At 46.8% G+C, this 20,708-nt stretch carries 16 protein-coding genes and 1 riboswitch; of the genes, 7 read left to right on the top strand and 9 right to left on the bottom strand.

What is annotated here, in order from left to right; genetic code table 11:
* Positions 1-86 precede the first annotated feature (86 nt).
* Both rbsK and rihA read right to left on the bottom strand, forming a co-directional pair.
* Positions 87-998 carry a ribokinase gene (gene rbsK / locus L5M40_RS04570; RefSeq protein ID WP_105252995.1) on the bottom strand — a complete coding sequence of 304 codons (912 nt, stop codon included), beginning with the start codon at positions 996-998 and terminating at the stop codon, positions 87-89.
* Positions 999-1,017: 19 nt separating this feature from the next.
* A complete protein-coding gene (gene rihA, locus L5M40_RS04565; RefSeq protein ID WP_263256284.1) occupies positions 1,018-1,974 on the bottom strand; it encodes a pyrimidine-specific ribonucleoside hydrolase RihA in 957 nt (318 codons plus the stop codon).
* 234 nt (positions 1,975-2,208) lie between these two features.
* On the opposite strand from rihA, the gene L5M40_RS04560 reads away from it, so the two are divergent.
* The 3 genes from L5M40_RS04560 to L5M40_RS04550 all read left to right on the top strand — a co-directional run bounded on the left by L5M40_RS04560 (position 2,209) and on the right by L5M40_RS04550 (position 7,098).
* On the top strand, positions 2,209-3,651 hold the full coding sequence (locus L5M40_RS04560; RefSeq protein WP_263256283.1) for a hypothetical protein: 1,443 nt from the start codon (positions 2,209-2,211) through the stop codon (positions 3,649-3,651).
* Positions 3,652-3,785: 134 nt separating this feature from the next.
* A riboswitch (cobalamin riboswitch) is annotated at positions 3,786-4,020 on the top strand.
* A gap of 108 nt (positions 4,021-4,128) precedes the next feature.
* The gene (locus L5M40_RS04555) at positions 4,129-6,090 is read left to right on the top strand and encodes a TonB-dependent receptor (RefSeq protein WP_263256282.1); all 1,962 of its coding nucleotides are present in this window, start codon (positions 4,129-4,131) and stop codon (positions 6,088-6,090) included.
* A 279-nt stretch (positions 6,091-6,369) separates the two neighbouring features.
* Entirely contained in the window at positions 6,370-7,098 is a 729-nt protein-coding gene (locus L5M40_RS04550) for an HDOD domain-containing protein (protein WP_105250172.1), read from the top strand.
* A gap of 80 nt (positions 7,099-7,178) precedes the next feature.
* Here the strand turns inward: L5M40_RS04550 and L5M40_RS04545 are convergent, their stop codons facing one another.
* Positions 7,179-8,084: a LysR family transcriptional regulator gene (locus tag L5M40_RS04545; RefSeq protein WP_028761667.1), complete on the bottom strand. Its 906-nt coding sequence runs from the start codon at positions 8,082-8,084 to the stop codon at positions 7,179-7,181.
* 200 nt (positions 8,085-8,284) lie between these two features.
* Between L5M40_RS04545 and metE the strand changes: the two genes are divergently transcribed.
* Positions 8,285-10,555 carry a 5-methyltetrahydropteroyltriglutamate--homocysteine S-methyltransferase gene (gene metE / locus L5M40_RS04540; RefSeq protein WP_212599714.1) on the top strand — a complete coding sequence of 757 codons (2,271 nt, stop codon included), beginning with the start codon at positions 8,285-8,287 and terminating at the stop codon, positions 10,553-10,555.
* Positions 10,556-10,651: 96 nt separating this feature from the next.
* Here the strand turns inward: metE and queG are convergent, their stop codons facing one another.
* On the bottom strand, positions 10,652-11,854 hold the full coding sequence (gene queG / locus L5M40_RS04535) for a tRNA epoxyqueuosine(34) reductase QueG (protein WP_173242868.1): 1,203 nt from the start codon (positions 11,852-11,854) through the stop codon (positions 10,652-10,654).
* A 174-nt stretch (positions 11,855-12,028) separates the two neighbouring features.
* Between queG and L5M40_RS04530 the strand changes: the two genes are divergently transcribed.
* Positions 12,029-12,826: a substrate-binding periplasmic protein gene (locus tag L5M40_RS04530; RefSeq protein WP_173242870.1), complete on the top strand. Its 798-nt coding sequence runs from the start codon at positions 12,029-12,031 to the stop codon at positions 12,824-12,826.
* Here L5M40_RS04530 and L5M40_RS04525 read toward each other — a convergent pair.
* Positions 12,823-14,679 carry a GGDEF domain-containing protein gene (locus tag L5M40_RS04525; protein WP_173913147.1) on the bottom strand — a complete coding sequence of 619 codons (1,857 nt, stop codon included), beginning with the start codon at positions 14,677-14,679 and terminating at the stop codon, positions 12,823-12,825. The genes L5M40_RS04530 and L5M40_RS04525 overlap by 4 nt on opposite strands.
* Positions 14,680-14,899: 220 nt before the next feature.
* Between L5M40_RS04525 and L5M40_RS04520 the strand changes: the two genes are divergently transcribed.
* Together L5M40_RS04520 and L5M40_RS04515 are read left to right on the top strand one after the other, a co-directional pair.
* Positions 14,900-15,424: a phosphatase PAP2 family protein gene (locus tag L5M40_RS04520; RefSeq protein WP_212599716.1), complete on the top strand. Its 525-nt coding sequence runs from the start codon at positions 14,900-14,902 to the stop codon at positions 15,422-15,424.
* A gap of 31 nt (positions 15,425-15,455) precedes the next feature.
* Complete coding sequence (locus tag L5M40_RS04515; protein ID WP_105250165.1) at positions 15,456-15,890, top strand: DUF3069 domain-containing protein; 435 nt, start codon at positions 15,456-15,458, stop codon at positions 15,888-15,890.
* Positions 15,891-16,003: 113 nt separating this feature from the next.
* Here the strand turns inward: L5M40_RS04515 and L5M40_RS04510 are convergent, their stop codons facing one another.
* The 4 genes from L5M40_RS04510 to L5M40_RS04495 all read right to left on the bottom strand — a co-directional run bounded on the left by L5M40_RS04510 (position 16,004) and on the right by L5M40_RS04495 (position 20,533).
* Positions 16,004-17,692 carry an NAD-dependent malic enzyme gene (locus L5M40_RS04510; protein ID WP_263256281.1) on the bottom strand — a complete coding sequence of 563 codons (1,689 nt, stop codon included), beginning with the start codon at positions 17,690-17,692 and terminating at the stop codon, positions 16,004-16,006.
* A gap of 269 nt (positions 17,693-17,961) precedes the next feature.
* On the bottom strand, positions 17,962-18,426 hold the full coding sequence (locus tag L5M40_RS04505; protein WP_168824742.1) for a DUF1456 family protein: 465 nt from the start codon (positions 18,424-18,426) through the stop codon (positions 17,962-17,964).
* 141 nt (positions 18,427-18,567) lie between these two features.
* A complete protein-coding gene (locus L5M40_RS04500; protein ID WP_263177106.1) occupies positions 18,568-19,842 on the bottom strand; it encodes an Nramp family divalent metal transporter in 1,275 nt (424 codons plus the stop codon).
* Positions 19,843-19,993: 151 nt separating this feature from the next.
* Positions 19,994-20,533 (bottom strand): PH domain-containing protein, encoded by a 540-nt coding sequence (locus L5M40_RS04495; protein WP_263177105.1) that lies wholly within the window; start codon positions 20,531-20,533, stop codon positions 19,994-19,996.
* Between the last annotated feature and the right edge of the window lie 175 nt (positions 20,534-20,708).

Here is a 20,708-nt window from a genome sequence, read left to right as displayed (position 1 = left end):
TCAGGAACTATTATTTATGTGTTTGATTTATAGATTATAATTTTTTGTTCTAACGCAGGGCGTCTACTTCAGAACTTCTTACGTTTTTAGTACGAAAGCTCCTGTCGATAGGGAATCGCACGTTGTGCACCTGGGCGAGTGACAGTAATGGCACTGGCTGCATTGGCAAATCCCACGGCTGCAGCAATCGACATGCCCTCGCTTAAGCCCACAACTAAGGCGCCATTGAAGGTATCCCCTGCGGCGACTGTGTCTATGGCCTGCACTTCAAACGCAGGTATTAGCCCATTAAAACCTGGGCTGCTGATATATGCGCCACGGCTACCTAAGGTTATGACCACAATCTTTACTCCCTGCTGGTGGAGAAGTTGCGCTGCCATTTGTGCATCATCAATATGGTTGATCTCAACTCCCGTTAAGGCTTCTGCTTCGGTTTCATTGGGGGTAATAATATCTACCCACTTGAGTACATCTTGGCCAAGTGCCGTCGCTGGAGCAGGATTTAGTACAGTCGTCACGCCAAGATTCTTGGCTATTTGCAGCGCCTTTGCCACTGTGGCAGCGGGCGTTTCCAATTGTGCTAACAAGTACTCCGCATTAGCAAACAGAGCGTAATGAGCTTCTAAGTCATCGGGTGAAAGGCTGGCGTTGGCACCTGCGGCAACGCCAATCGTATTCTCACCGTTATCACCGATAAAAATCATGGCAGTGCCAGTGCTCAGTCCGGCTATTTGGCGGATCCCTTCCGCGCTGATGCCATCTTTCATCCAGCTTTGACGCATATCATCGCCGATACTGTCTTGGCCGAGGTGACAGATAAAATCAGTGCGTGAACCTGATTTGGCTAAGCGCGCGCAGGCGACGGCTTGGTTGGCCCCCTTACCGCCCAGTTCGAGGCGATAATCTCGGCTCATTAAGGTTTGCCCTGCAGCGGGCAGGTACTCAAATTTCATCACATGGTCGGCATTTGCACTGCCGATAACGAGTATCTGGCTCATAGAAGACTCACTGTCATTTTTATCTGCGATTGAGATAAGTTGCATCATAGACGCGTAAACTGTCTACCAGTAAATCGACAAAGCCTTGCCTATCGATCCCAAACAGCACAGTCGCATTGGCGGCTTTACCTGTTAGCTGATAGCGATCGACCACTGTCATGCCTAAGGTCAACTCACTTTGGGTTTCAATACTTACCCAGCAATCTTGCGCCTCAAATAGCTCAGGTTTAAGCAACCAAGCGATAGTGCAGGGGTCGTGCAATGGCGCACCAATAAAGCCCCATTTAGGATCTCTGTGGTAAATCATAAAGAAATCCAATAATTCGGCGACACACTGAGCAATTGGATTTTGAATCGCGCGAATGCGTTCTATGTCTTCATCCATGATTTGCGCCTGATGAGTCACATCGAGCCCACACATAGTGATGGGAATACCGGATTTAAAGACAATATCGGCGGCTTCAGGGTCGACAAAAATATTAAACTCGGCGGCAGGCGTCCAATTGCCGACACCGGCTGCGCCGCCCATTAGCACTATGCGTTCGATCTTGGCGTGTAATTCGTGGTGGCTGGCGAGCAAAAGCGCGATATTGGTGAGTGGTCCTGTGGGGACGAGTGTCACAGGCTTATCGCTTTGGCGAATTTTCTTGGCCATCAGTTCTACGGCATTGAGTGTTTGTGGCGCAAAGCTGGGCTCTGGCAATGCAGGGCCGTCAAGTCCGGTTTCACCATGGACATTGTCGGCAATGATTAATTCGCGAGCTAATGGCTTGACGGCGCCGCCAGCGACAGGAATATCACTGCGATTTAATAAGGTTAAGATCCGCAGGGCATTATTGAGCGTTTTATCCGGCGTTTGGTTACCGGCGCTGGTGGTGACGGCCAGTGGAACCAGCTCTGGATGGGCGAGAGCTAAAATGAGCGCAATAGCGTCGTCATGGCCGGGATCGCAATCCAGAATAATAGGGCGAGTCATACTGTTACTCCTTTAAACAGTGGTGATGGGGGCTTAGAATAGCATGCCATCAGTTAGGCGCTAGCCTGTGGAGGGGACTTGCAGAGTAAACTGTGAGCATTTTCGTCTTTTTATCAACAAGCTGCTAGAATTCTGCCCATTTTTGACACTAGGCGATGTTAGGTAAATCCATTCTCGCTCTGTCCGCTGCACAACATTGAATGACATATCCAAGCAAATACAAGGAAATAAGTAATGCTCACTCATCGAATTACTTGGCCTAAGGCTTTACTCGCGGGCATGGTTGCCATGCAGATCTCTGGCTGTAGCGATCCTCAACCTATGGCCATTATTGAAAGCAATAACGAGTCATTGCTGCAGTTCGATAACGGCAAACTGCTCCAACTTAAGGAAAATCCGAGTCCACAGTATCGCCATATTCCCTGTGATTTACCCACAGTCGAGACTGTAGTCACCAACAGTTCGGCCTTTGCGGCGTTAACTAAATCCGGTGAGGTGATCACTTGGGGCGACAGTTATGCTGGCGGTGATAGCAGGGAGGTGACGGAGCAGCTTAAGCAAGTGAAGCAAATCGTCCCAGTTAAGGACGGGTTTGCCGCGCTACGTCAAGATGGCACTGTGGTTTACTGGGGTAATGTGGGGAAATTGAGCCTCGACAAAGCCCTGCAAAACCGCATGACCAATATTACCAAGTTGTTCGCTAATCAAGAGGCCATTGCGGCCCTTGATGCTAATGGCAAGGTACACACTTGGGGTTATGGCCCCTACGGCGGCAATAGCTTACATGTGCAGGATCAATTAGTTGATGTTGTCGATATCTTTGCCAGAGGACGCAGTTTTGTCGCCCTCAAAAAAGAGGGCAGTGCTGTGATTTGGGGGCAGGTTGAAGAGTCGACCAATATGAAAAAGTTACTCCCGCAGCTTACGGATGTAGCGAAGATCGAATATTTTCAACACACCTATGCCGCCTTGAAAAAGGACGGCACTGTGGTGAGTTGGGGTTGGCGCAGTGATGCTTACTCGATCCGCAGCGCCTTAAAGGATGTGGCGAGTATGACGGCAAACAATTGTGCCTTTGCGATTTTAAGTCCTACGGGGGATGCGCATTTTTGGGGCGATGGGATTAACTGTGGTGTCGATTGGATTAAAAAAACCAATATCACAGGGGTAAAAGAGATTATTAGCATTGGCTCAGGCTTTTTATTACTGCGGGATAAGGCCGTGCCGCAAATAGTGGCCGACGATACTGATTACGCTCATATGTTTGGGTTTCACTATGCCCAAGAGATTCTTGATAAATATTGGCAGGAAGGCAGCATCATTACTCGAGGGCCTGCCTCCTTTGTGTTTACGCGTCCCGATGGCAAAGTGGTGCCTGTTGGTTATCGCGCCAACCGTGAAAATGTGGAGAAGTTGATTGCACGTATTCCGCGACTCACTTGGTTAGATGGCGCAAATGACGGTTATGTTGGCATCAGCGAAAAGGGGGAGCTGGTCTCTTGGTCGATGAATTTGCCCATGTTCGACAAGTCGCCGGTACAACCTGCTGACTCGTTAGTGATTAAACCGCTGGATTTTACCCCCGTTGCCCAATGCGAAACTCCTGAGCAGCGTCAGGCGATTTTGAGCAAAGACAGACCAAAACCTGCGGCAAAAAACTGGGATGGCGTTTTCTAGCTCATGTGAGTTTTCTCGCTAATCTGAGATTGATGGACTTTCATCCGTATAGACGTCTATAATGCGCGCGCTCAGGTCTGATATGCTCTGAGCCTTGTTGGGCGTTAACAGATTGTACGCCCTTTGAACCTAATTTTGAGTCAACCTTCTGTGGTGCTTGCGATGATAGCGTCGTGAGATAATCGGGAAGCCAGTGAAATTCTGGCACTGCCCCCGCAACGGTAAAAGGTGAGAGAGGACCGCGTTTGATTGGTGTGTTCAAGACAGAACCCGAAAGTCAGAATGTGAAAGGTCAGTCTCGTGTTAATTCAACTTTAATGGATTAACATAGCCTAAGTCCGGAGACCGGCCCTAAAGGTGTTTTTGAGATTTCGGTGGGCAGATCTCAAAATGCGATAATCACCGTCAGTATTTACGACTGAATTAACGGTATCGTGGCGTCAATGCCCCGTTTTCCTTGCAGGAGTTAAAGGTAAAATGGGAACAAATCCAACAAAAATCGCGCTGCTGATCGGCAGCCTTTGCAGTTTTTCAATTATCGCGCCCGTTATGGCGGCTGACGATACCAGCACAGCTAAAGTCGACGAGCATCTTGTCGTGATCGGCCGCTCTGATAAGACCCCGTTAAATATTGCCGCCAATGTGAATGTGATTGATGCCGCTGCGATTGAAATGAGTGGCGCGACTAATTTGACCGACGTCTTACGTGGTCAAAGCGGTATTCAAATTTCGGATAACAATATTGGAACTAGCTTTGCGATGCGTGGTTTTAGCGCCAGCACTGCCGTTAATAACACGCTGATTTTACTTGATGGTCGTCGTCTCAATAATATCGATATCGCCGCACCTAGCCTTAATGCCATTCCGCTTAATCAAGTGGATCGTATTGAAATTTTATCGGGTAGTGCGGGTGTGCTTTATGGTGACCAAGCCGTGGGCGGGGTGATTAATATTGTCACTAAGTCCCCTGAAAATACTGGCGGCAGCGTGCAGTTATCTGGCGGTAGTTTTGATACCTATGAAGGTCGTGGTGATGTGTCTGGCGCGATCAACAAAGATTGGCGTTACTTTTTCACCGGTAGTTACAACCAAGGTGACAACTATCGCCAGCATAATGCCAACGAAACCGGCTCTATTCTTGGCCGCATTCAATATAAAACAGCCACAGACTCGTTCTTTGTTGAAACCAGCTACTACGATAACGATCGTGAAAATCCGGGCTCGCTTACTGAAAAGCAATTTAAAGACGATCCCCGTGCTTCATCAAATAAGGTAGAGTATGCCCACGAGATGACCACTGCGGCGCGAACGGGTTACCAGCATCAGCTTAATCAAAACTGGGCGCTGGCGGCTGATTTAGATTATAGCGATACCTTAGTGTCTTCTCTTAATTGGGGGGCGAACAGCCATAACACACGCTCACTGTTAATGTTTAGCCCTAAAGCGTTAGCGAATTACAGTACGCGTCAAGGCGAGCTAAGCCTAGTCACAGGTTTAGACATCAGCCGTGGTAAGGCTGATTTTGACACTATGGCGCGCAGTAATGTGCAGCAAATGCAAAGCGCCTATCTACAAGCTACAGTGCCTTTAAGTCATACTTTAAGTTACGTTGTGGGTGGACGATATGCGCGGGTGACCGATGAGTTAGTCGATGGCAATGTCTATCCTAATGGCATGGATTTAGACGAAAATGCCCACGCATTCGAACTGGGTTTAAATTACCGCCCAACTGCGGAGCACAGACTCTACGTGCGCGCCGATGATAACTTCCGTTTTGCCAAAGTGGATGAGCAAGCTTATACATCGCCGGGCGTATTTGGCTTAAAGCCGCAAACAGGCCGTTCCTATGAGGCGGGTTGGGATTGGGCTGTCGCTAGTCAAACCCTACGAGTCAGCCTATATCGTCTCGATTTAGAGGATGAAATTGTTTATGACTCGAGTGCAGTTAAACCCATAGGTGGAAATTTCAACGGTGCAAACGTTAATGCCGACGCTTCTCGTCGTTATGGCGCGGGTGCCGATTGGGATTGGCAGATCACTAAAGCGCTGCAGCTAGGGCTGGAATATAACTATACCGACGCCGAATTTACCGATGGTGCTAACGATGGCAAAGAGCTGTCTTGGGTGGCAAAACACACGGGACGCGGTTATGTCAGCATGGATTTTGCTGAGCATTTCCAAGTATTTGCCGAAGCTATCTACACGGGGGATCGTTTTATCGAAGGCGATAACGCTAATCAAGGTGATAAGCTAGCAAGTTACGTGCTTGGTAATTTAGCCTTGAATTATAATCGTGATGCTTGGCTTGCCAGTCTGCGTATCGATAATGTATTCGATAAAGATTATGTTAGCGCAGGCTATTATGGTGGTGGAACATATAATGGTTATTACTCAGGTCGAGGCCGTGATATTCGTTTCACTGTGGGCTACCGCTTCTAAATATTAATGAGCTATCTAATAACAAAGCCAGACTCAGTCTGGCTTTTTATTTTTTACGCTGAGTTCAAAGAATAAATCTTAAAATAGGTATAGTCTTGAATATCGTTTTAGTAGAGTGGTTTAATTGTCGTTATCTATAGTGTTAGCGGGCAGTCATAACTAAATAGGAGTAATTTATATTTTACTCTGCTGTTTATGGCTGAAATTCTTAGTATTTTAGGTATGATGTGAGCTGTAACCGAATCATCTTATTGTTAATAAACAGGTGTAAAGTGTCTTATGACTGATCTTGAGCAACAGGTTTTTACTCAAGTTAGAGCTATCATAGCGAACGAAGAGCAAGTGATTGGCCGCCGAGGGATTCTAATTCCACTCAAAAAAGCGATCCTTGCTGAAGGTGACATTCGTAATGTGATTGACATTATCTCGAGCGATCCCGCATTGGCAGCGCACATGCTTATGCGCAGTAATTCCGCACAGGCTGCTGTAGTGGAAAATCACAAAACTCGCTCGTTGAAAGAAGCTTTGATCCGCTTAGGTCAAGTTAATATCTATCGCTACGCCTTTACGTTCTATTTAAAAGAACGCCTCGATGAACTGCCACAGCCCTATAAAAAGTTGGTCCAAGGTTATTGGAAGCTGACTGAAGATATTGCAACGGATGCGGTAGATAGCTTAGCGGATATGGAAGGTGTGGAGGTTGATGCTGACGAAGTGCAAACCTTAGCTCTGTTCAGTGTGTTCGGCCAAATTATCGCACTGACCGCATTTGCCTATTTAAATGCTAATGCCGAACAGTCATTTCCTTTAAGTGTGATTAAGTCATTGATTGATAATCAACAACAGACCTTAACCATCGAAGCGTTCGAGGCGTTAGATCTCGATCAGGATCTGCGTCAAGAATTTATGATCGCCCATAATTTGCGTCAGACCCGTAATCCTAATTCATCAGGGTTGATACTGCGCCGTGTCTTGTCTATGCGTGGATTGTTGATGAATCCGCTGTAATTTGTCGATGCTATGAAATAGTCATTTGACTCAATAAACAAGCCTGCATTCGCAGGCTTTTTTACTCAATGTCACCCGCATTAATTCGTCTTCTGCTGGCGGGATAAACCTTCCCTCGCCACCAGTTGTAACCAATTTTGGATCAATGCAGAGTTAGCACTGTGGCGGCGATAGGCACCAAATAGCGGTCGTTTCAGACCTTCTTGGCCGAGTTTTACCGTAGCGAGACTCAGTCCATGTCCTTCATTAATCGACCAACTTGGCAGTGCGGCTATGCCGTCTTTACAGGCGATGCGTTGCAATAACATCATGGTTAAATCACAGGTTTTTTGCTCGCCCGCCTCTATGCCCGCAGGCTCTAAAAAGTGGCGATAAATGTCTAAACGCGTCAACGGCACTGGATAACTGATAATAGGCAAGTGTGCTAATTGCTTAGGGGTGACATAGGCTTCTTTCGCTAAAGGATGATCCTTAGCAACCACTAACTTCACTTCAAAATCAAACAAATGCTGGTAGGCGAGTGAATGCCCAGGCACAGGATCTGAGGTTAATACAATATCCAGTTCACCCATTTCTAAGGCATTGAGCGAGTCGAACAAGTGGCGGCTCGACAAGTCTAACTCGGCTGTCGGATGATCTTGTCTAAATTGCTCCATTACAGGCATTAACCAGCGAAAACAGCTATGGCACTCAATGCCGACACGCAACTGATTGGTTTCGGTTTCCAGCCCATTCTTCAAATCTGTCTCGGTTTCTAACACCTTAGGCAAAATTTCTTCGGCCAGATGCAGCAGGCGTGCACCTTCTTGGGTGAATGACAGTGGCTTACTCTTACGCACAAAAATGGGCGAGTTAATCCTTTGCTCCAACTCCTTAATCTGGTGGGAGAGGGCGGATTGAGTGACAAAACGTTTTTTGGCTGCGCCCGCCAAACTGCCGCTTTCTTTCAGGGCCATTAAGGTTCGCAGGTGTCTTAGTTCGATCATGTTCACTCCAAGTGAATTTCGCTCATGTTGTGCTTGAAATCAATTCGGTTGCTGGCATAGAGACTAACACAATAAACTTCTAGACGTCCAGACGCCCATTGTTATTTATCAAGGCTGAAGTGCTGAAAAGTGCCAAGAGAAAACAATCTGGTGGGTGCAAGTGCCGAATGTGGCTTATCTCAAATAAAGGAAGATAGAGTATGCAATTAAATAGTCTTGGGTTTCCCCGTATTGGGCGTCGTCGTGAATTGAAATTTGCCTTAGAAAAATACTGGCGTGGTGAGAGCACTCAGGCGCAATTGCGTGAAGTGGCGAGCGAACTTCGCCGCACCCATTGGCAGTGGCAAACGGCTGCTGGCATTGAGCAAGTTCCCGTGGGTGATTTTGCCTTTTATGATCAAGTACTGACCTTAAGCGCGACCTTAAATGCTATTCCTGAACGTCACCGTGGTGAAGGGGGCATCGATCTCGATACTTTATTCCGTGTTGCCCGCGGCAGAGCGCCAACGGGCCAAGATGCGCCAGCCTCTGAAATGACCAAGTATTTCAATACTAACTATCACTATCTAGTACCTGAACTCACGCAAAACCAAGTGTTTTCGATTGCCTATGAGCAGTTTTTTGAGGAAGTCAGCGAAGCGCAAGCGCTAGGCTATAAAGCCAAACCTGTGCTACTCGGCCCTGTTAGCTACTTGTTCCTTGCTAAAACTGTGGGCCAAGAGTTTGATAAGTTAAGCTTATTACCCAATTTATTAGCTGCTTATGCTGACATTTTGGCGCGTTTTGCTACTCAGGGAGTGCAATGGGTACAGCTCGATGAGCCCATGCTCGCATTGGAATTGGATGGCGAATGGCAAGCAGCGATCACTGAGGCGTATCAAGCCCTCAGCACTGCGAAGGTGAAGATCCTTCTTACCAGTTATTACGGCGGTATCGCACACCATCAAGCGCTGGTATCGGCCTTGCCGGTCGCGGGGTTGCATATCGATTTAGTCACAGCGCCGGATCAATTGGCAGTCTTTGCCAATGCGCTTGGTCAAGATCAAATTCTGTCGGCGGGTGTGGTCAATGGCCGCAACGTGTGGGCGGCAGAGGCGGATTTGATTGCCGAACGCATAGGCGCGGTTGCCCGTGATCTCGGAGATCGCTTGTGGATCGGTACCTCTTGCTCACTCCTGCACAGCCCTGTGGATTTAGAGGTGGAAGCCACGCTTGAGCCCGCGCTGCGTCAACAACTCGCGTTTGCGAAGCAGAAATTACTCGAACTGGCCAATGTGCGCCAATTGCTACTGGCACCTGAATCTATCGCGGCAAAAGAGATTGTGCAAACCTGTTTGGCACGCCGTGAGGCGAAAGCGCAGGCCGCCGACAGTCAAGTGATTGCCCGCGTTGCCGCGTTGACATCTGCCGATTATGAGCGTGTCAGTGATTTTAGCGTACGCCAAGCTGTGCAGCAGCAGAAGTATCGTTTACCTCTGTTGCCGACCACTACCATTGGTTCCTTCCCACAAACACCGGCAATCCGTGGACTACGCAGTCGCTGGCGCAAGGGCGAGCTAAGTGATGCACAATATACCGAACAATTGCAGCAAGTCACCCGCGATACTATCGACCGCCAGCTTAAACTCGGTATCGATGTGCTGGTTCATGGTGAGGCCGAGCGCAACGATATGGTGGAATACTTTGGTGAGCAGCTTGCGGGCGTTGGTTTTACTAAAAATGGTTGGGTGCAAAGTTATGGCTCACGCTGTGTTAAGCCGCCATTGATTTATGGCGATGTTAGTCGTCCAAAGGCGATGACGGTCGATTGGGCCGAGTTTGCCCAGAGCCTAACAGACAAGCCTGTAAAAGGCATGTTAACTGGCCCTGTGACGATTCTGCATTGGTCATTCGCCCGTGAAGATATCGGCCGCGATGTGATTGCGACTCAGCTGGCGCTGGCGATCCGTGATGAAGTGGTGGATTTACAAAATGCAGGTATTGGCATTATACAAATTGATGAGCCAGCCTTCCGTGAAGGTCTGCCATTGAAACAAAGTGAGTGGCAAGCCTATTTAGATTGGGCGGTGAATGCCTTTAAACTCAGCGCTGCAGGGGTTATTGATGAGACTCAAATCCACACCCACATGTGTTACAGCGAGTTCAATGATACGATTACCGCGATTGCCGCCATGGATGCCGATGTGATCACTATCGAGACTTCGCGTTCACGGATGGAGTTACTCAATGCCTTCGAAGATTTTGAATATCCCAATGAAATCGGTCCCGGTGTGTACGACATTCACTCGCCAAACACTCCAAGTGTGGAGGCCATGGTGCACTTAATCGAGAAAGCGGCGCAAAAAGTGCCCGTACGTCAGCTGTGGGTCAACCCAGATTGTGGCCTAAAAACCCGTACTTGGGATGAAGTCGAACCCGCACTGAAAAACATGGTCGATGCCACGCGAGAACTACGTCACCGCCTTGGTTAATATTATGCTTGAGTGAAATATTTTTTTACTGAGTTTATTGAGTTAGTAACAGCGGATGCTTATGCATCCGTTGTTGTTTATTGCTTGCCGACTAACTTAAGCATCTCGCGGTAAGCCTTTTTCGATAATGCGCACCATGCGCTCGGTTTTGCGGCGGGCTTTTTGTTGTTCAGTTGCTGCGCTTTCAGCAAGGCGCGATTGCTGGGCATTAAGCGCCCATTCAATATGCTCACGCACTATCTCATCGATATCTTCGCTGTGATTGCGGGCGTTAAGTGCGGCAATAATGCTTGGGCTCGCGGGAGCGTTACCCAGTGCTACTGCAATATTACGTAGCCAACGTTTATGTCCAATGCGACGAATGGCGCTGCCTTCAGTTTGTTTAAGAAACTCGGCCTCGCTCCAAGCAAAAAGGCTGAGAAGGTCAGGTTGCTTTAACTGCGGACGAATATGAAAGTCAGTTTCTTCAGTCAGCGGCGCTTGGCGATTGATGGGACACGCGAGTTGGCAATCATCGCAGCCATAGATGCGATTGCCCATGAGTGGCCTAAATTCTTCGGGAATAGCGCCCTGCAACTCAATGGTGAGATAGGAAATACAGCGTCTGCCATCGACCACATAAGGTTCTACGATTGCACCCGTTGGACAGGAGGTAATGCAGGCGACACAAGTGTTACAGCCTTCTTGAATGGGAATATCCACAGGTAGAGGCAAATTGATCAGTAGCTCACCTAAAAAGAACCAACTGCCAGCCTCATGGTTGAGTATGAGTGAGTGTTTACCTGTCCAGCCTATACCGGCTTTTTCGGCTAGGGGGCGCTCAAGTACAGGGGCTGAGTCAACAAAGGGGCGAAAGTCAGCGGCATCGAAACCGAGAGCAACTAACTCTGCACTGATTTGATCTCCGAGCTTTTTAAGTCGAGCGCGGATCAACTTGTGATAGTCACGACCTCCGGCATAACGGGAAATATAACCTAAGTTGGGATCGGTGAGATTCGTTGCAAAGCCAGCTTCGGGTGGCAAATAGTCCATCCGTACGGAGATCACCCGCACTGTGCCCGGATGCAGTTCTTGCGGGCGAGCGCGCATCATGCCATGGGTAGCCATATAGGCCATTTCGCCATGAAAACCTTTGTCTAGCCATGCTTGGAGTTTGGCTTCTTCAGCGGTTAAATCCGTATCGCAAATGCCAACCTGCGCAAATCCGAGTGCTTTTCCCCACGTTTTAATTTGCAGAGCGAGCCGCGACAGCATGCTGGCATAGGATTGGCTTGGGGTTTGATTGACTAAAGTTGACATGAATTGATTGCAGCGAGGCTCTTGGCTAGGTGGCAATATGATAGCAGTTTTCACTTATTGAGGACGAGTTTACTCAGAAGGGGGCGTGAGGCGATATTTTCTTTGGGGTATTTGTTTATTTGCTGTTGGGATTGAGTCTATGATTAGGTCTACTGTTTATCGTTTGGTATTCGTATGCTGAGTGCGATTCCCCTTAGGGCGTGTTTTCTTGCGATGAGCTTATTAGGCCTGATGCCTAATCTTGTTTTTGCGGCGCCTGACAAGTTGAAATTGGTGACCGAAGCTTGGCCTCCCATGAGTTACGAGCAAAATGGTGTGCCGCAAGGTTTTGCGGTGGACTTAGTCAATACCTTGCAATCAAGACTGGGTCAGAGTGAAAAAATCGATGTGTTACCTTGGGCTCGGGCGTATTCGATTGCTAATACCTCTGCGAACGTTTTACTTTTTGCTACGTCAATTAATGATGAACGAGCTGAGCAGTTTGATTTTATCGGTCCTATTGCGACCAGCAAAATTGCATTGTACGCAAGGGCGGCAGATCCTATCGCTCTCGATCAACTTGCTGAACTTCAATCGACAGATATTGTGGGGGTTTATCGGGAATCGGCGGGTGCGCAGTTGCTACAACAAGCGGGCGTGGATAATTTGCTGGTGGCGAGTTTTCCACAGCAATCGGCGAAACAGTTGCTGTTTTCTCGAATTCGTTTTTGGTGCCAAGCGGATCTTGCGGTAAAGCAGATACTCGAAGAGGTTGGCGCGAGTGAGACAGATATCCGCCAAGTGTTTGTGGTATCGGAGATTAATCTCTATTTAGCTTTTTCTAAAGGGACGTCGGCGGAAACCGTTATCAGTTGGCAAACAGAGCTTGAGAAAATGAAAGACTCGGGTGAATTTAGTCGTCTGTATCAGACATGGTTTGGCACTTTGCCACCGCCATTACAACATCAAGTGTTTTGGCATAAGGCCGTTTAATTCTCTCTTAAAGCCTCATTCTTGGCTGATTTCACACAATTTCTGCCCGCATTTTTAGCCTCATAAAGAGCATTGTCGGCCCGCTTTAGCAAGGTGGCAAAATCTTTATCTTGATATGCATCTTCAGTATTATTTTGTGGTTCTAAAGTGGCGACACCAGCGCTAACGGTTAATTTGAGTTCTGCTGGTAAATTCTGTGCGCTAAGGCGGCTAATATGGTTCTGCAATTGATGCGCCAGCGCTAACGCACCTGTGGCGTCAGTGTTAGGCAATAGGATTAAAAACTCTTCACCACCGATGCGGCCAACGAGGTCTTTATTACCTGATAAGGCTCGGCCTGCATTTGCAATGGTCATAAGGGCGCGATCGCCTAATTCATGGCCGAAGTTATCGTTGATTTTTTTGAAGTGATCCGCATCAAAAATAATCACTGAAAAAGGGCTTTGATGTTTTAAGGCTTGCTGAAAATATTTCGCGGCTTGGGCATAAATATGCCGACGATTAGGGAGTTTGGTAAGGTAATCCGTGAGGGCAATAACTTGCAGTTGGCGATTTCTATGTACTTGTTTATAAGCGAATATAGACACTATCGTCAGGATAAAGCCCGCTAGTAATAGGATAATGTGTTGCAGTGATTTGTTCTTTTCGAGTAGCGCGAGCTCTTGTTCTTTAAGGTTTTGGTTTTCAATCAAGCGTTGATTTTCAGATTCAATCCGACTGGTATCAAACTTGACCTTTAATTCTGTCGTATGATGGGAGAGAGAATTGCCATCGACTTTTTTTGTTAGGGTAACAAATTCTTGCAGCGCTCCGTAGGCGGCAGATAAATCATTCATAGCCACATATATGTTACTTTTAAGCTGCAGCAGTTGAGTGAGTCCCCGATTATTCTGCAGAGTGCGAAAGGCTTTTTCCCCTTGCTCAAGTTCGGTAAGCGCCTCTTTATAGCGAGCTTGTTGAAACTTTATATCGGCCATAAAAAGCTTCATGAAGCTGTAATCGGTCAGATCTTTTTCATTAATAACAGTATCGGCTTCGATTAAATACTTTTCGGCTTCGTTTAGACGATTGAGTTTGATTAAGCTGTAGGCAATATTCGTTGCCATAGTTGCTGCCACTTTTTCCTGCTGATGTTCCTTGAAGTATTGATAACTTACTAAGAAATTATCTACGGCCTGTTGATGTTCACCGAGTTCATCTAAGGCAAGGCCAATGTCCGAGTTGACATACATTGCCTGTTCTTGGTTATTGTTTTTTAGATAGAGAGCTTTGAGTTTGGTGTAATAGCGGATTGCACTTTGGGGATCGCCATAACGTCTAAAACTGGTAGCAACATCGGCAAGGTTAATGTTAGCCCAACCGCTTAAATTGAGTGATTCATAGAGATCTTGCGCTGTGACGAGATCGTCTAATGCCGCAGAAAAATCGCCAATATAAGAGTAAAGTGCGCCGCGAATGCTGCGCGAGTCGGCGATTAGCTTAAGGTCTTCATGCTCATAGGCACGTTTAACACTGAGATTATAGCCTTCCATCGCGCCATCCATATCACCACTTAATTGCAGAAACCAAGAGCGGCAGAGAGTGAGGTCGGTAATGAAATGGGGGGAGGCGGTTGGCGGAATATTGCTCAGTGCTTGGTTAGTATTTTTAAGTGCCAGTGCAATAGCGGTGTCGTTTTCTGTATTCTGATCCCAGCATTTAAGCAGTTGCAGCTTTTCATGACGGGTGACATCGTCAGTCGAAATTAGTTTGCTTAATAACACTAGATTGCTTTCGATTTCTTCACGGGTCATAGGGACGCCGCTTTCAAATCTTGCAAATATTTTATCAACCTGAGTCTTTTCTTCTGCCATAGCGTTGCTGAGCGGCAGTAGAAGCAGCAATAAGGAGAATGATAAATACCTAAGTTGATGTAGCAAAAAAGATTCCTGTTCGAATTAAAATCAATAGCTAATTATTAGCTTAGCATAACTTGTTTGCTCATTTTTAATATAGATGTATAGCAATTTTGCATTCGGTTAATGATCAAGGTATAAACTCCGCCTTGGTTATTATCCCACAAAGGAATCACCCTTGAAGAAATTACTCTGTGCTGCATTATTCATTATGAGTGGCACTAGCTGGGCAGGCTCAGATTTAGAAACCTCTGGCGATGTATTGCATTTATTATTACCCGCTACTGCGATGGGCGCGACCTTGTTTTATGAAGAGGGTTATGACGGTAGTTGGCAGTTAATTCAGGCAGCGGTGTCGAGTCGGTTAATTGTTGAAGGTCTTAAGTATAGTGTGAGTAAAGACAGGCCAGACGATAGTGGCGATGATTCGTTTCCATCGGGTCATACCTCAGACAGCTTTATGGCGGCGACGTTTATTCAGCAGCGCTATGGTTGGCAATATGGTTTACCTGCCTATGTTGCCGCATCTTATGTGGGTTACACACGAGTGGCGAGCGACCAACATTACCTCGAGGATGTGTTAGCTGGCGCGGCGATTGGAGCGCTGGCGGGTTGGTATTTTACTCAACCCTATGAGGGGATTACAGTTACGCCGATTGCGGGTAACGGCGTTTATGGTTTATATGTGAGTGGCCAGTTTTGAGTCTATTTTTGGGATGCGAATCGAGATTTTTATGAGTGAATTATCAGCTGTTTACCGTGAAACTGCCGAGCAGATTTCTTACAATGTTGCGAATAAAGTGTTACCAATGGCGAAATTACCGGGTGACTTATTAGCAGCGTACCAAGGTTTGTGTGCCGAACTGTTGGAAGACAGGGAAGGTAAATTTAGCCAAGCTTGGGCATCTTTACCTGCCAGTGCGCGTAATCTAATGGAACAAGCCGCATTCCACGGTTTCTATATCGCGAATGCTTGGTTGCAATTGAGTCGTGTCGCCCAAGAAATTTCTGAGCAAGCCGATACCGATAGTGCAATCCAAGAGCAAGAATATAATGGCATTTTTACGCGCTTAGCCGATGAATCGCTCAAAGAAAGCCTACGTAAGTTGAAGAAAGCGCGTACCGATCGTGCTTTGCTCAATAGCTTTAAACAGGTGATGGCACCTTAGTGTTCTATTGAAATGAAAAAGCCCGTTACTGCAAAGTAACGGGCTTTTTGCTGGCTAGCACAAACGCTCAACTAAGCTGCTTTACTGCGACTTGGGTCGCGGCAACGCTATGCTTAGAACGAAGTGCGTTTGTAGCGGCGATATTCTGGACTCCAGAAATTGCCTTCAATCGACTGCTGTAAGATCTCATCGCTCATTGGCAGTGTTAACCCTTGTTCAACTGCGACTTTACCTACTGCGAAAGCAATATGCTTACTCACAGCATGGATATCTTCGAGTTTAGGCAGTAGTGGACCAGTACCATCGATTGCCAGTGGCGAACATTCGGCAAGTGCGCGACTTGAAGCCATCAACATGGCATCGGATACATGACGTGCGCCCGAAGCTAATACGCCTAAGCCAATACCTGGGAAGATAAAGCTGTTGTTGCACTGGGCAATTTCATAGGTTTCACCATCGACAACCACAGGCTCGAATGGGCTGCCCGTAGCGACGAGTGCTTGACCTGAGGTCCAATGCAAAATGTCCTTCGGTGTCGCTTCTACGCGGCTGGTGGGGTTCGACATAGGGAAAATAATCGGCCGAGCACAATGGCTGTGCATAGCGCGAATAATTTCTTCGGTGAAGAGACCCGGAACGCCAGATACCCCAATCAGCACTGTCGGCTTGGCGTTGTTAACCACATCGAGCAGTGAAATATTGTCGCTGAAATTGCTCCAATTTTGGATGTTGGTGCATTTCTGCGCCAATTTTTGCTGGAATGGCAACAGGTTAGGCATGTTGTCGAGCAATAAGCCCCAACGGTCAACCATACACACTTGAGTGCGAGCTTGCTCGTCGCTGATCCCTTCAGACACCATTTGTGCCACGATAGCTTCGGCAATTCCGCAACCGGCACTACCAGCACCGAGGAAGGCGATACGTTGTTGATTCAATTCAGTGCCCGCAGCCTTACACGCGGCGAGCAAGCAACCAACGGCAACCGCAGCAGTACCTTGAATATCATCGTTAAAGCAGCAATAGCGATCCTTATACCGCTCTAGGATTGGCATGGCATTCTTTTGGGCAAAGTCTTCGAACTGGATCAAAGTATCCGGCCAACGCACGTGGACGGCTTGCATAAAGGCTTCGATAAACTCGGCATATTCTTCGCCACCGATGCGTGGATGGCGCCAACCCATATACATAGGATCTTCTAACAACTGCGGATTATCTGTGCCTACGTCTAAGGTAATAGGCAGGGTATAAGCTGGACTGATACCGCCACAGCTAGTGTAGAGTGACAGCTTACCGATAGGGATCCCCATGCCGCCAATACCTTGATCGCCAAGGCCTAAAATACGTTCACCATCAGTGACTACGATAATTTTAACTTTTTGACGAGTCGAGTTATTGAGGATGTCATCGATCCTATCTTTGTTCGGATAGGAGATAAACAAACCACGGTTGCGGCGATAGTTTTTCGAGAAACGTTCACAAGCTAAACCTACCGTCGGCGTATAGATGATGGGCATCATCTCGCTGATGTTATTTTGCACTAAACGATAAAATAAGGTCTCGTTTGTGTCTTGGATATTACGTAGGTAAATGTGCTTGTCTAAGTTGTTATTGAAACTTCTAAATTGATCGTAGGCGCGAGAAGCCTGCTCCTCAATCGTTTCAATGGCATAGGGGACTAAGCCTTCGAGGTTAAAGAAAATACGCTCTTCTTCAGAAAATGCACTGCCCTTGTTAATCAGTGGGGCTTCAAGAATGGCAGGTCCTGCAAACGGAAGATAGAGGGGGCGTTTATTATCGTCCATGGGTAACCTTTTGAGTTATTGTTTAAGTGGTCAATACGTGCTGTAAGTCACGTAAGGTTATCATGAAATGTGATCTTTGTTGTCCGTGGAACGAGGTATTTGTGGTTTTTTTTGCAGCAGTAAAAAAGTCAGCTGTTTTAAACAGGATTTCTGAGGTTGTTGAGATGGAATTGTTAAGGTCTTGTTTATATCCAAACAAGCTCAGGTGTAGATAAAAACGGATATAAAAAAACGCAGCCTAAGCTGCGTTTTATGTCATAAGTTTAGCGTTATACGCCGCGATACTTAAGTGATAAGCCGCGGATAAAGTTACGCAGTATTTGATCGCCACACTCTTTAAAATTCTTGTGGTCTGGATTGCGGAACAGGGCGCTTAGCTCTGATTTTGACATTTGCACTTCGGCTAAAGCCAAAGCTGCTACTATGTCTTCTTCACGCATTTCGAGGGCAACTCTCAGCTTTTTAAAGATGAGGTTGTTGTTTAAACGTGAAACGGGCGCTGGAATTTCTGCACCTTCACGTAGACCGCGCTTCTCTATGATAAGACCATCTAAAAACTGACATAAGGTCGTGTCGTTACAAGCTTTATAACCTTCTTCCTCTTCTTTACGTAGAAGATCAATCATCTCTTCGACAGGCACTTCTCTTCCAGCTTTAGCAAAAATTTTAATCATTTTTGCATTGCTAAAATCAAACACGAAGCGCAAACGGCGCAAAATATCATTATTAATCATGGTCATCTCTTGGCGCGGCTGCGCTGTCTGGTTTAAGAGCCCGCATTATATACCCAAACCACTTTAAATGCAGAATTCAGCGGGAATTTAATGCCAGTTACTTAAGGCCATTTATTGCTTCGGCATAAACATTCTGGGTAATTAACCTTTAATGACCTTGTACCAATAGATAAACAGTGCCGCGAAAATCAGCAGATAACTTAGGCCAAACCAAGAGAGTAGCTTCATCTTAGTGCCATATCTATCGGCTTCGGGGAGCTGTTTGCTGGTCATTAAGCGGTAGTTTAACCAAGCAAAAATGACTGTGGTCATAAAGGCCAAGATCATCACAAACTCGAGTAGCGGCAACAGTGCGCCTTTAAAGAAGAGGATCAGTAACAAGCCTAAGGCACTGATGGCGAGCATGATCCCTGTGAGACGTTTGTCTGAACTGGTCTTTGAGGTGAGTAACTGCCAGCCCATATCTAAGGTACGGCTATAGCCATCGATCACTGTTACTGTGGTGCTGAAAATACACAAAAATGCCACAATACCAATAAGATAACGACTCTCGCCGCCCATCACTTGGCTGTAAAGATTAATCAATTGATTAGCAAACTGTGCGCCGGAATCTGAAAAGTGTTCGCCGCTGCCGTGCATCACTAAGGCGCCCAATGACAAAAACACGATCGCGAGGATCGCAGTGATGAGGTAGCCTAAGTTAAAGTCGAGCAGTGCCTGCGCTTTCGTGACCGTCTGGCTTTTTTGTTTTTCGAGCAACCAGAGAGAATTCCAAGCGCTGACTTCAATCGGTGCTGGCATCCAACCCATCATGGCGACCAAAAATCCCACATGGGCCCATTGCCAAGGTGAAGGAGAGACAAAATTGCTCGCTAATGGTTGAGCGTGATCCCAAGCCAAGGCCACGGCAATTAAGGTGGTTAAGGTTAGGGCGAACATGATGATCTTAGTGAGTCTATCAAGCAGTTGATAATGGCCTAAAATCAGTAAAGCCAATGAACTCAGCAATACCAGTAGGGCTAACCAATCGATGGGGAGCGGAATAAATTGGGTCAACATAGCGGCGGTTAACATGCACACCCCTGCTGTACTGGCAATGGCGGCGATCACATTGAGCCCAGTAAACAGCAGTAAGTAACCTCGGCCCTGTTTTTGGTAGCCGTGCAGTAGACTCTCCCCTGTGGCAGCTGTGTAGCGTGCGCCAGCTGCAAAGAAGGGATACTTAAGTAAATTTACCCCAAGAATAACCCAAGCCAGTTGCCAACCAAATTCGGCGCCCGCCCGAGTCGAGGCGACTAAATGGGATGCGCCAATCGCCGCGGCGGCCATAAGTACACCTGGGCCCATGGCTTTAATGCCGAGAGTTAGGTGTGTCATCCAAGAAGATGAAGGAGAAGTTACTGAAGATTCTGTCATGTCGTTATTAAAAATGCCTGTTGAAAATTAATCTGGGGAATCGAATAAGCCCTCATGCTAAGGCTGCGCTCATGTTAAAGCCGCGCTAACGCTAAGTGAGTGGCTCAACATTAAAGGTAAAGTGATTGAACTAAAAGTCGTTTTATTCAATTTATCTGTTTAATTTTTGGCTGAGTAAAGTTTCAATGCGTTTTAAGCTTGCAGCCATTTCGACTACGATTTGTAACAGCGTATTATCTGGCTGTGTCGATGGGCTTATTGGGTGCAAGGGTTGGGTAAGCCGCTCTTTTTGCTCTAATACGAGGGCTCTAAATCGAGGCGCATCGACTATGCCGACTAAGCTTATCAATGCGCCTGCGCCCGATTGCCCTGCGGTTTCTACCGTGAGTTTATGCAGACCAAATAGGCGCATAATTGGGCCTTCGATCAATGCCATATCGGTAATTTTGTCCAAAGGCACTGTGTTTTCAGTACGAGTTAATATGCCCCTCCTGACAATAAGTTTATTGCTGGTGAGCTGCGCACTCATGTTGTTAATATAGCGGCGAGTCCCCCATAGCCCGATTGGAAACCAAAGTAATAACAAGGGAATACCTATTATGCTTAGACTGAAATAGGCGGCCCCTGAAAGCAGCCAATACCAACCTAAATGGGTTTCAAACTCTGCTTGATAAATAATCTTGTCTTCCATCTTTCTTCCTTTAATTCTGATATTCAAATACTGCGACTTGTCTTGTAGGTTGAATTTTTAGTGCTTAGACCTTCTTTGATTCTCGTATGAGGAAAATACACTGCCTCAAATGTAACAAAAGCTTAACTTTTATTTCTCTGCCATTGACTTTGGTTTGTAACTCATTACCTTGTGT

It is taken from the genome of Shewanella sp. SM68, from assembly GCF_025653925.1.
Lineage (GTDB): Bacteria > Pseudomonadota > Gammaproteobacteria > Enterobacterales > Shewanellaceae > Shewanella > Shewanella oncorhynchi.
Note: the sequence above shows the minus strand (reverse complement) of the source record. Positions and strands in the feature narration are given on the sequence as shown.

What these genes read in the sequence shown, in the direction of transcription:
- L5M40_RS04525 (WP_173913147.1), bottom strand. Translation starts at nt 14,679, where the DNA reads ATGGCAGAAGAAAAGACTCAGGTTGATAAAATATTTGCAAGATTTGAA.
- L5M40_RS04560 (WP_263256283.1), top strand. Translation starts at nt 2,209, where the DNA reads ATGCTCACTCATCGAATTACTTGGCCTAAGGCTTTACTCGCGGGCATG.
- L5M40_RS04505 (WP_168824742.1), bottom strand. Translation starts at nt 18,426, where the DNA reads ATGATTAATAATGATATTTTGCGCCGTTTGCGCTTCGTGTTTGATTTT.
- L5M40_RS04545 (WP_028761667.1), bottom strand. Translation starts at nt 8,084, where the DNA reads ATGATCGAACTAAGACACCTGCGAACCTTAATGGCCCTGAAAGAAAGC.
- L5M40_RS04510 (WP_263256281.1), bottom strand. Translation starts at nt 17,692, where the DNA reads ATGGACGATAATAAACGCCCCCTCTATCTTCCGTTTGCAGGACCTGCC.
- queG (WP_173242868.1), bottom strand. Translation starts at nt 11,854, where the DNA reads ATGTCAACTTTAGTCAATCAAACCCCAAGCCAATCCTATGCCAGCATG.
- metE (WP_212599714.1), top strand. Translation starts at nt 8,285, where the DNA reads ATGCAATTAAATAGTCTTGGGTTTCCCCGTATTGGGCGTCGTCGTGAA.
- L5M40_RS04495 (WP_263177105.1), bottom strand. Translation starts at nt 20,533, where the DNA reads ATGGAAGACAAGATTATTTATCAAGCAGAGTTTGAAACCCATTTAGGT.
- L5M40_RS04550 (WP_105250172.1), top strand. Translation starts at nt 6,370, where the DNA reads ATGACTGATCTTGAGCAACAGGTTTTTACTCAAGTTAGAGCTATCATA.
- rbsK (WP_105252995.1), bottom strand. Translation starts at nt 998, where the DNA reads ATGAGCCAGATACTCGTTATCGGCAGTGCAAATGCCGACCATGTGATG.
- L5M40_RS04515 (WP_105250165.1), top strand. Translation starts at nt 15,456, where the DNA reads ATGAGTGAATTATCAGCTGTTTACCGTGAAACTGCCGAGCAGATTTCT.
- L5M40_RS04530 (WP_173242870.1), top strand. Translation starts at nt 12,029, where the DNA reads ATGCTGAGTGCGATTCCCCTTAGGGCGTGTTTTCTTGCGATGAGCTTA.
- L5M40_RS04500 (WP_263177106.1), bottom strand. Translation starts at nt 19,842, where the DNA reads ATGACAGAATCTTCAGTAACTTCTCCTTCATCTTCTTGGATGACACAC.
- rihA (WP_263256284.1), bottom strand. Translation starts at nt 1,974, where the DNA reads ATGACTCGCCCTATTATTCTGGATTGCGATCCCGGCCATGACGACGCT.
- L5M40_RS04555 (WP_263256282.1), top strand. Translation starts at nt 4,129, where the DNA reads ATGGGAACAAATCCAACAAAAATCGCGCTGCTGATCGGCAGCCTTTGC.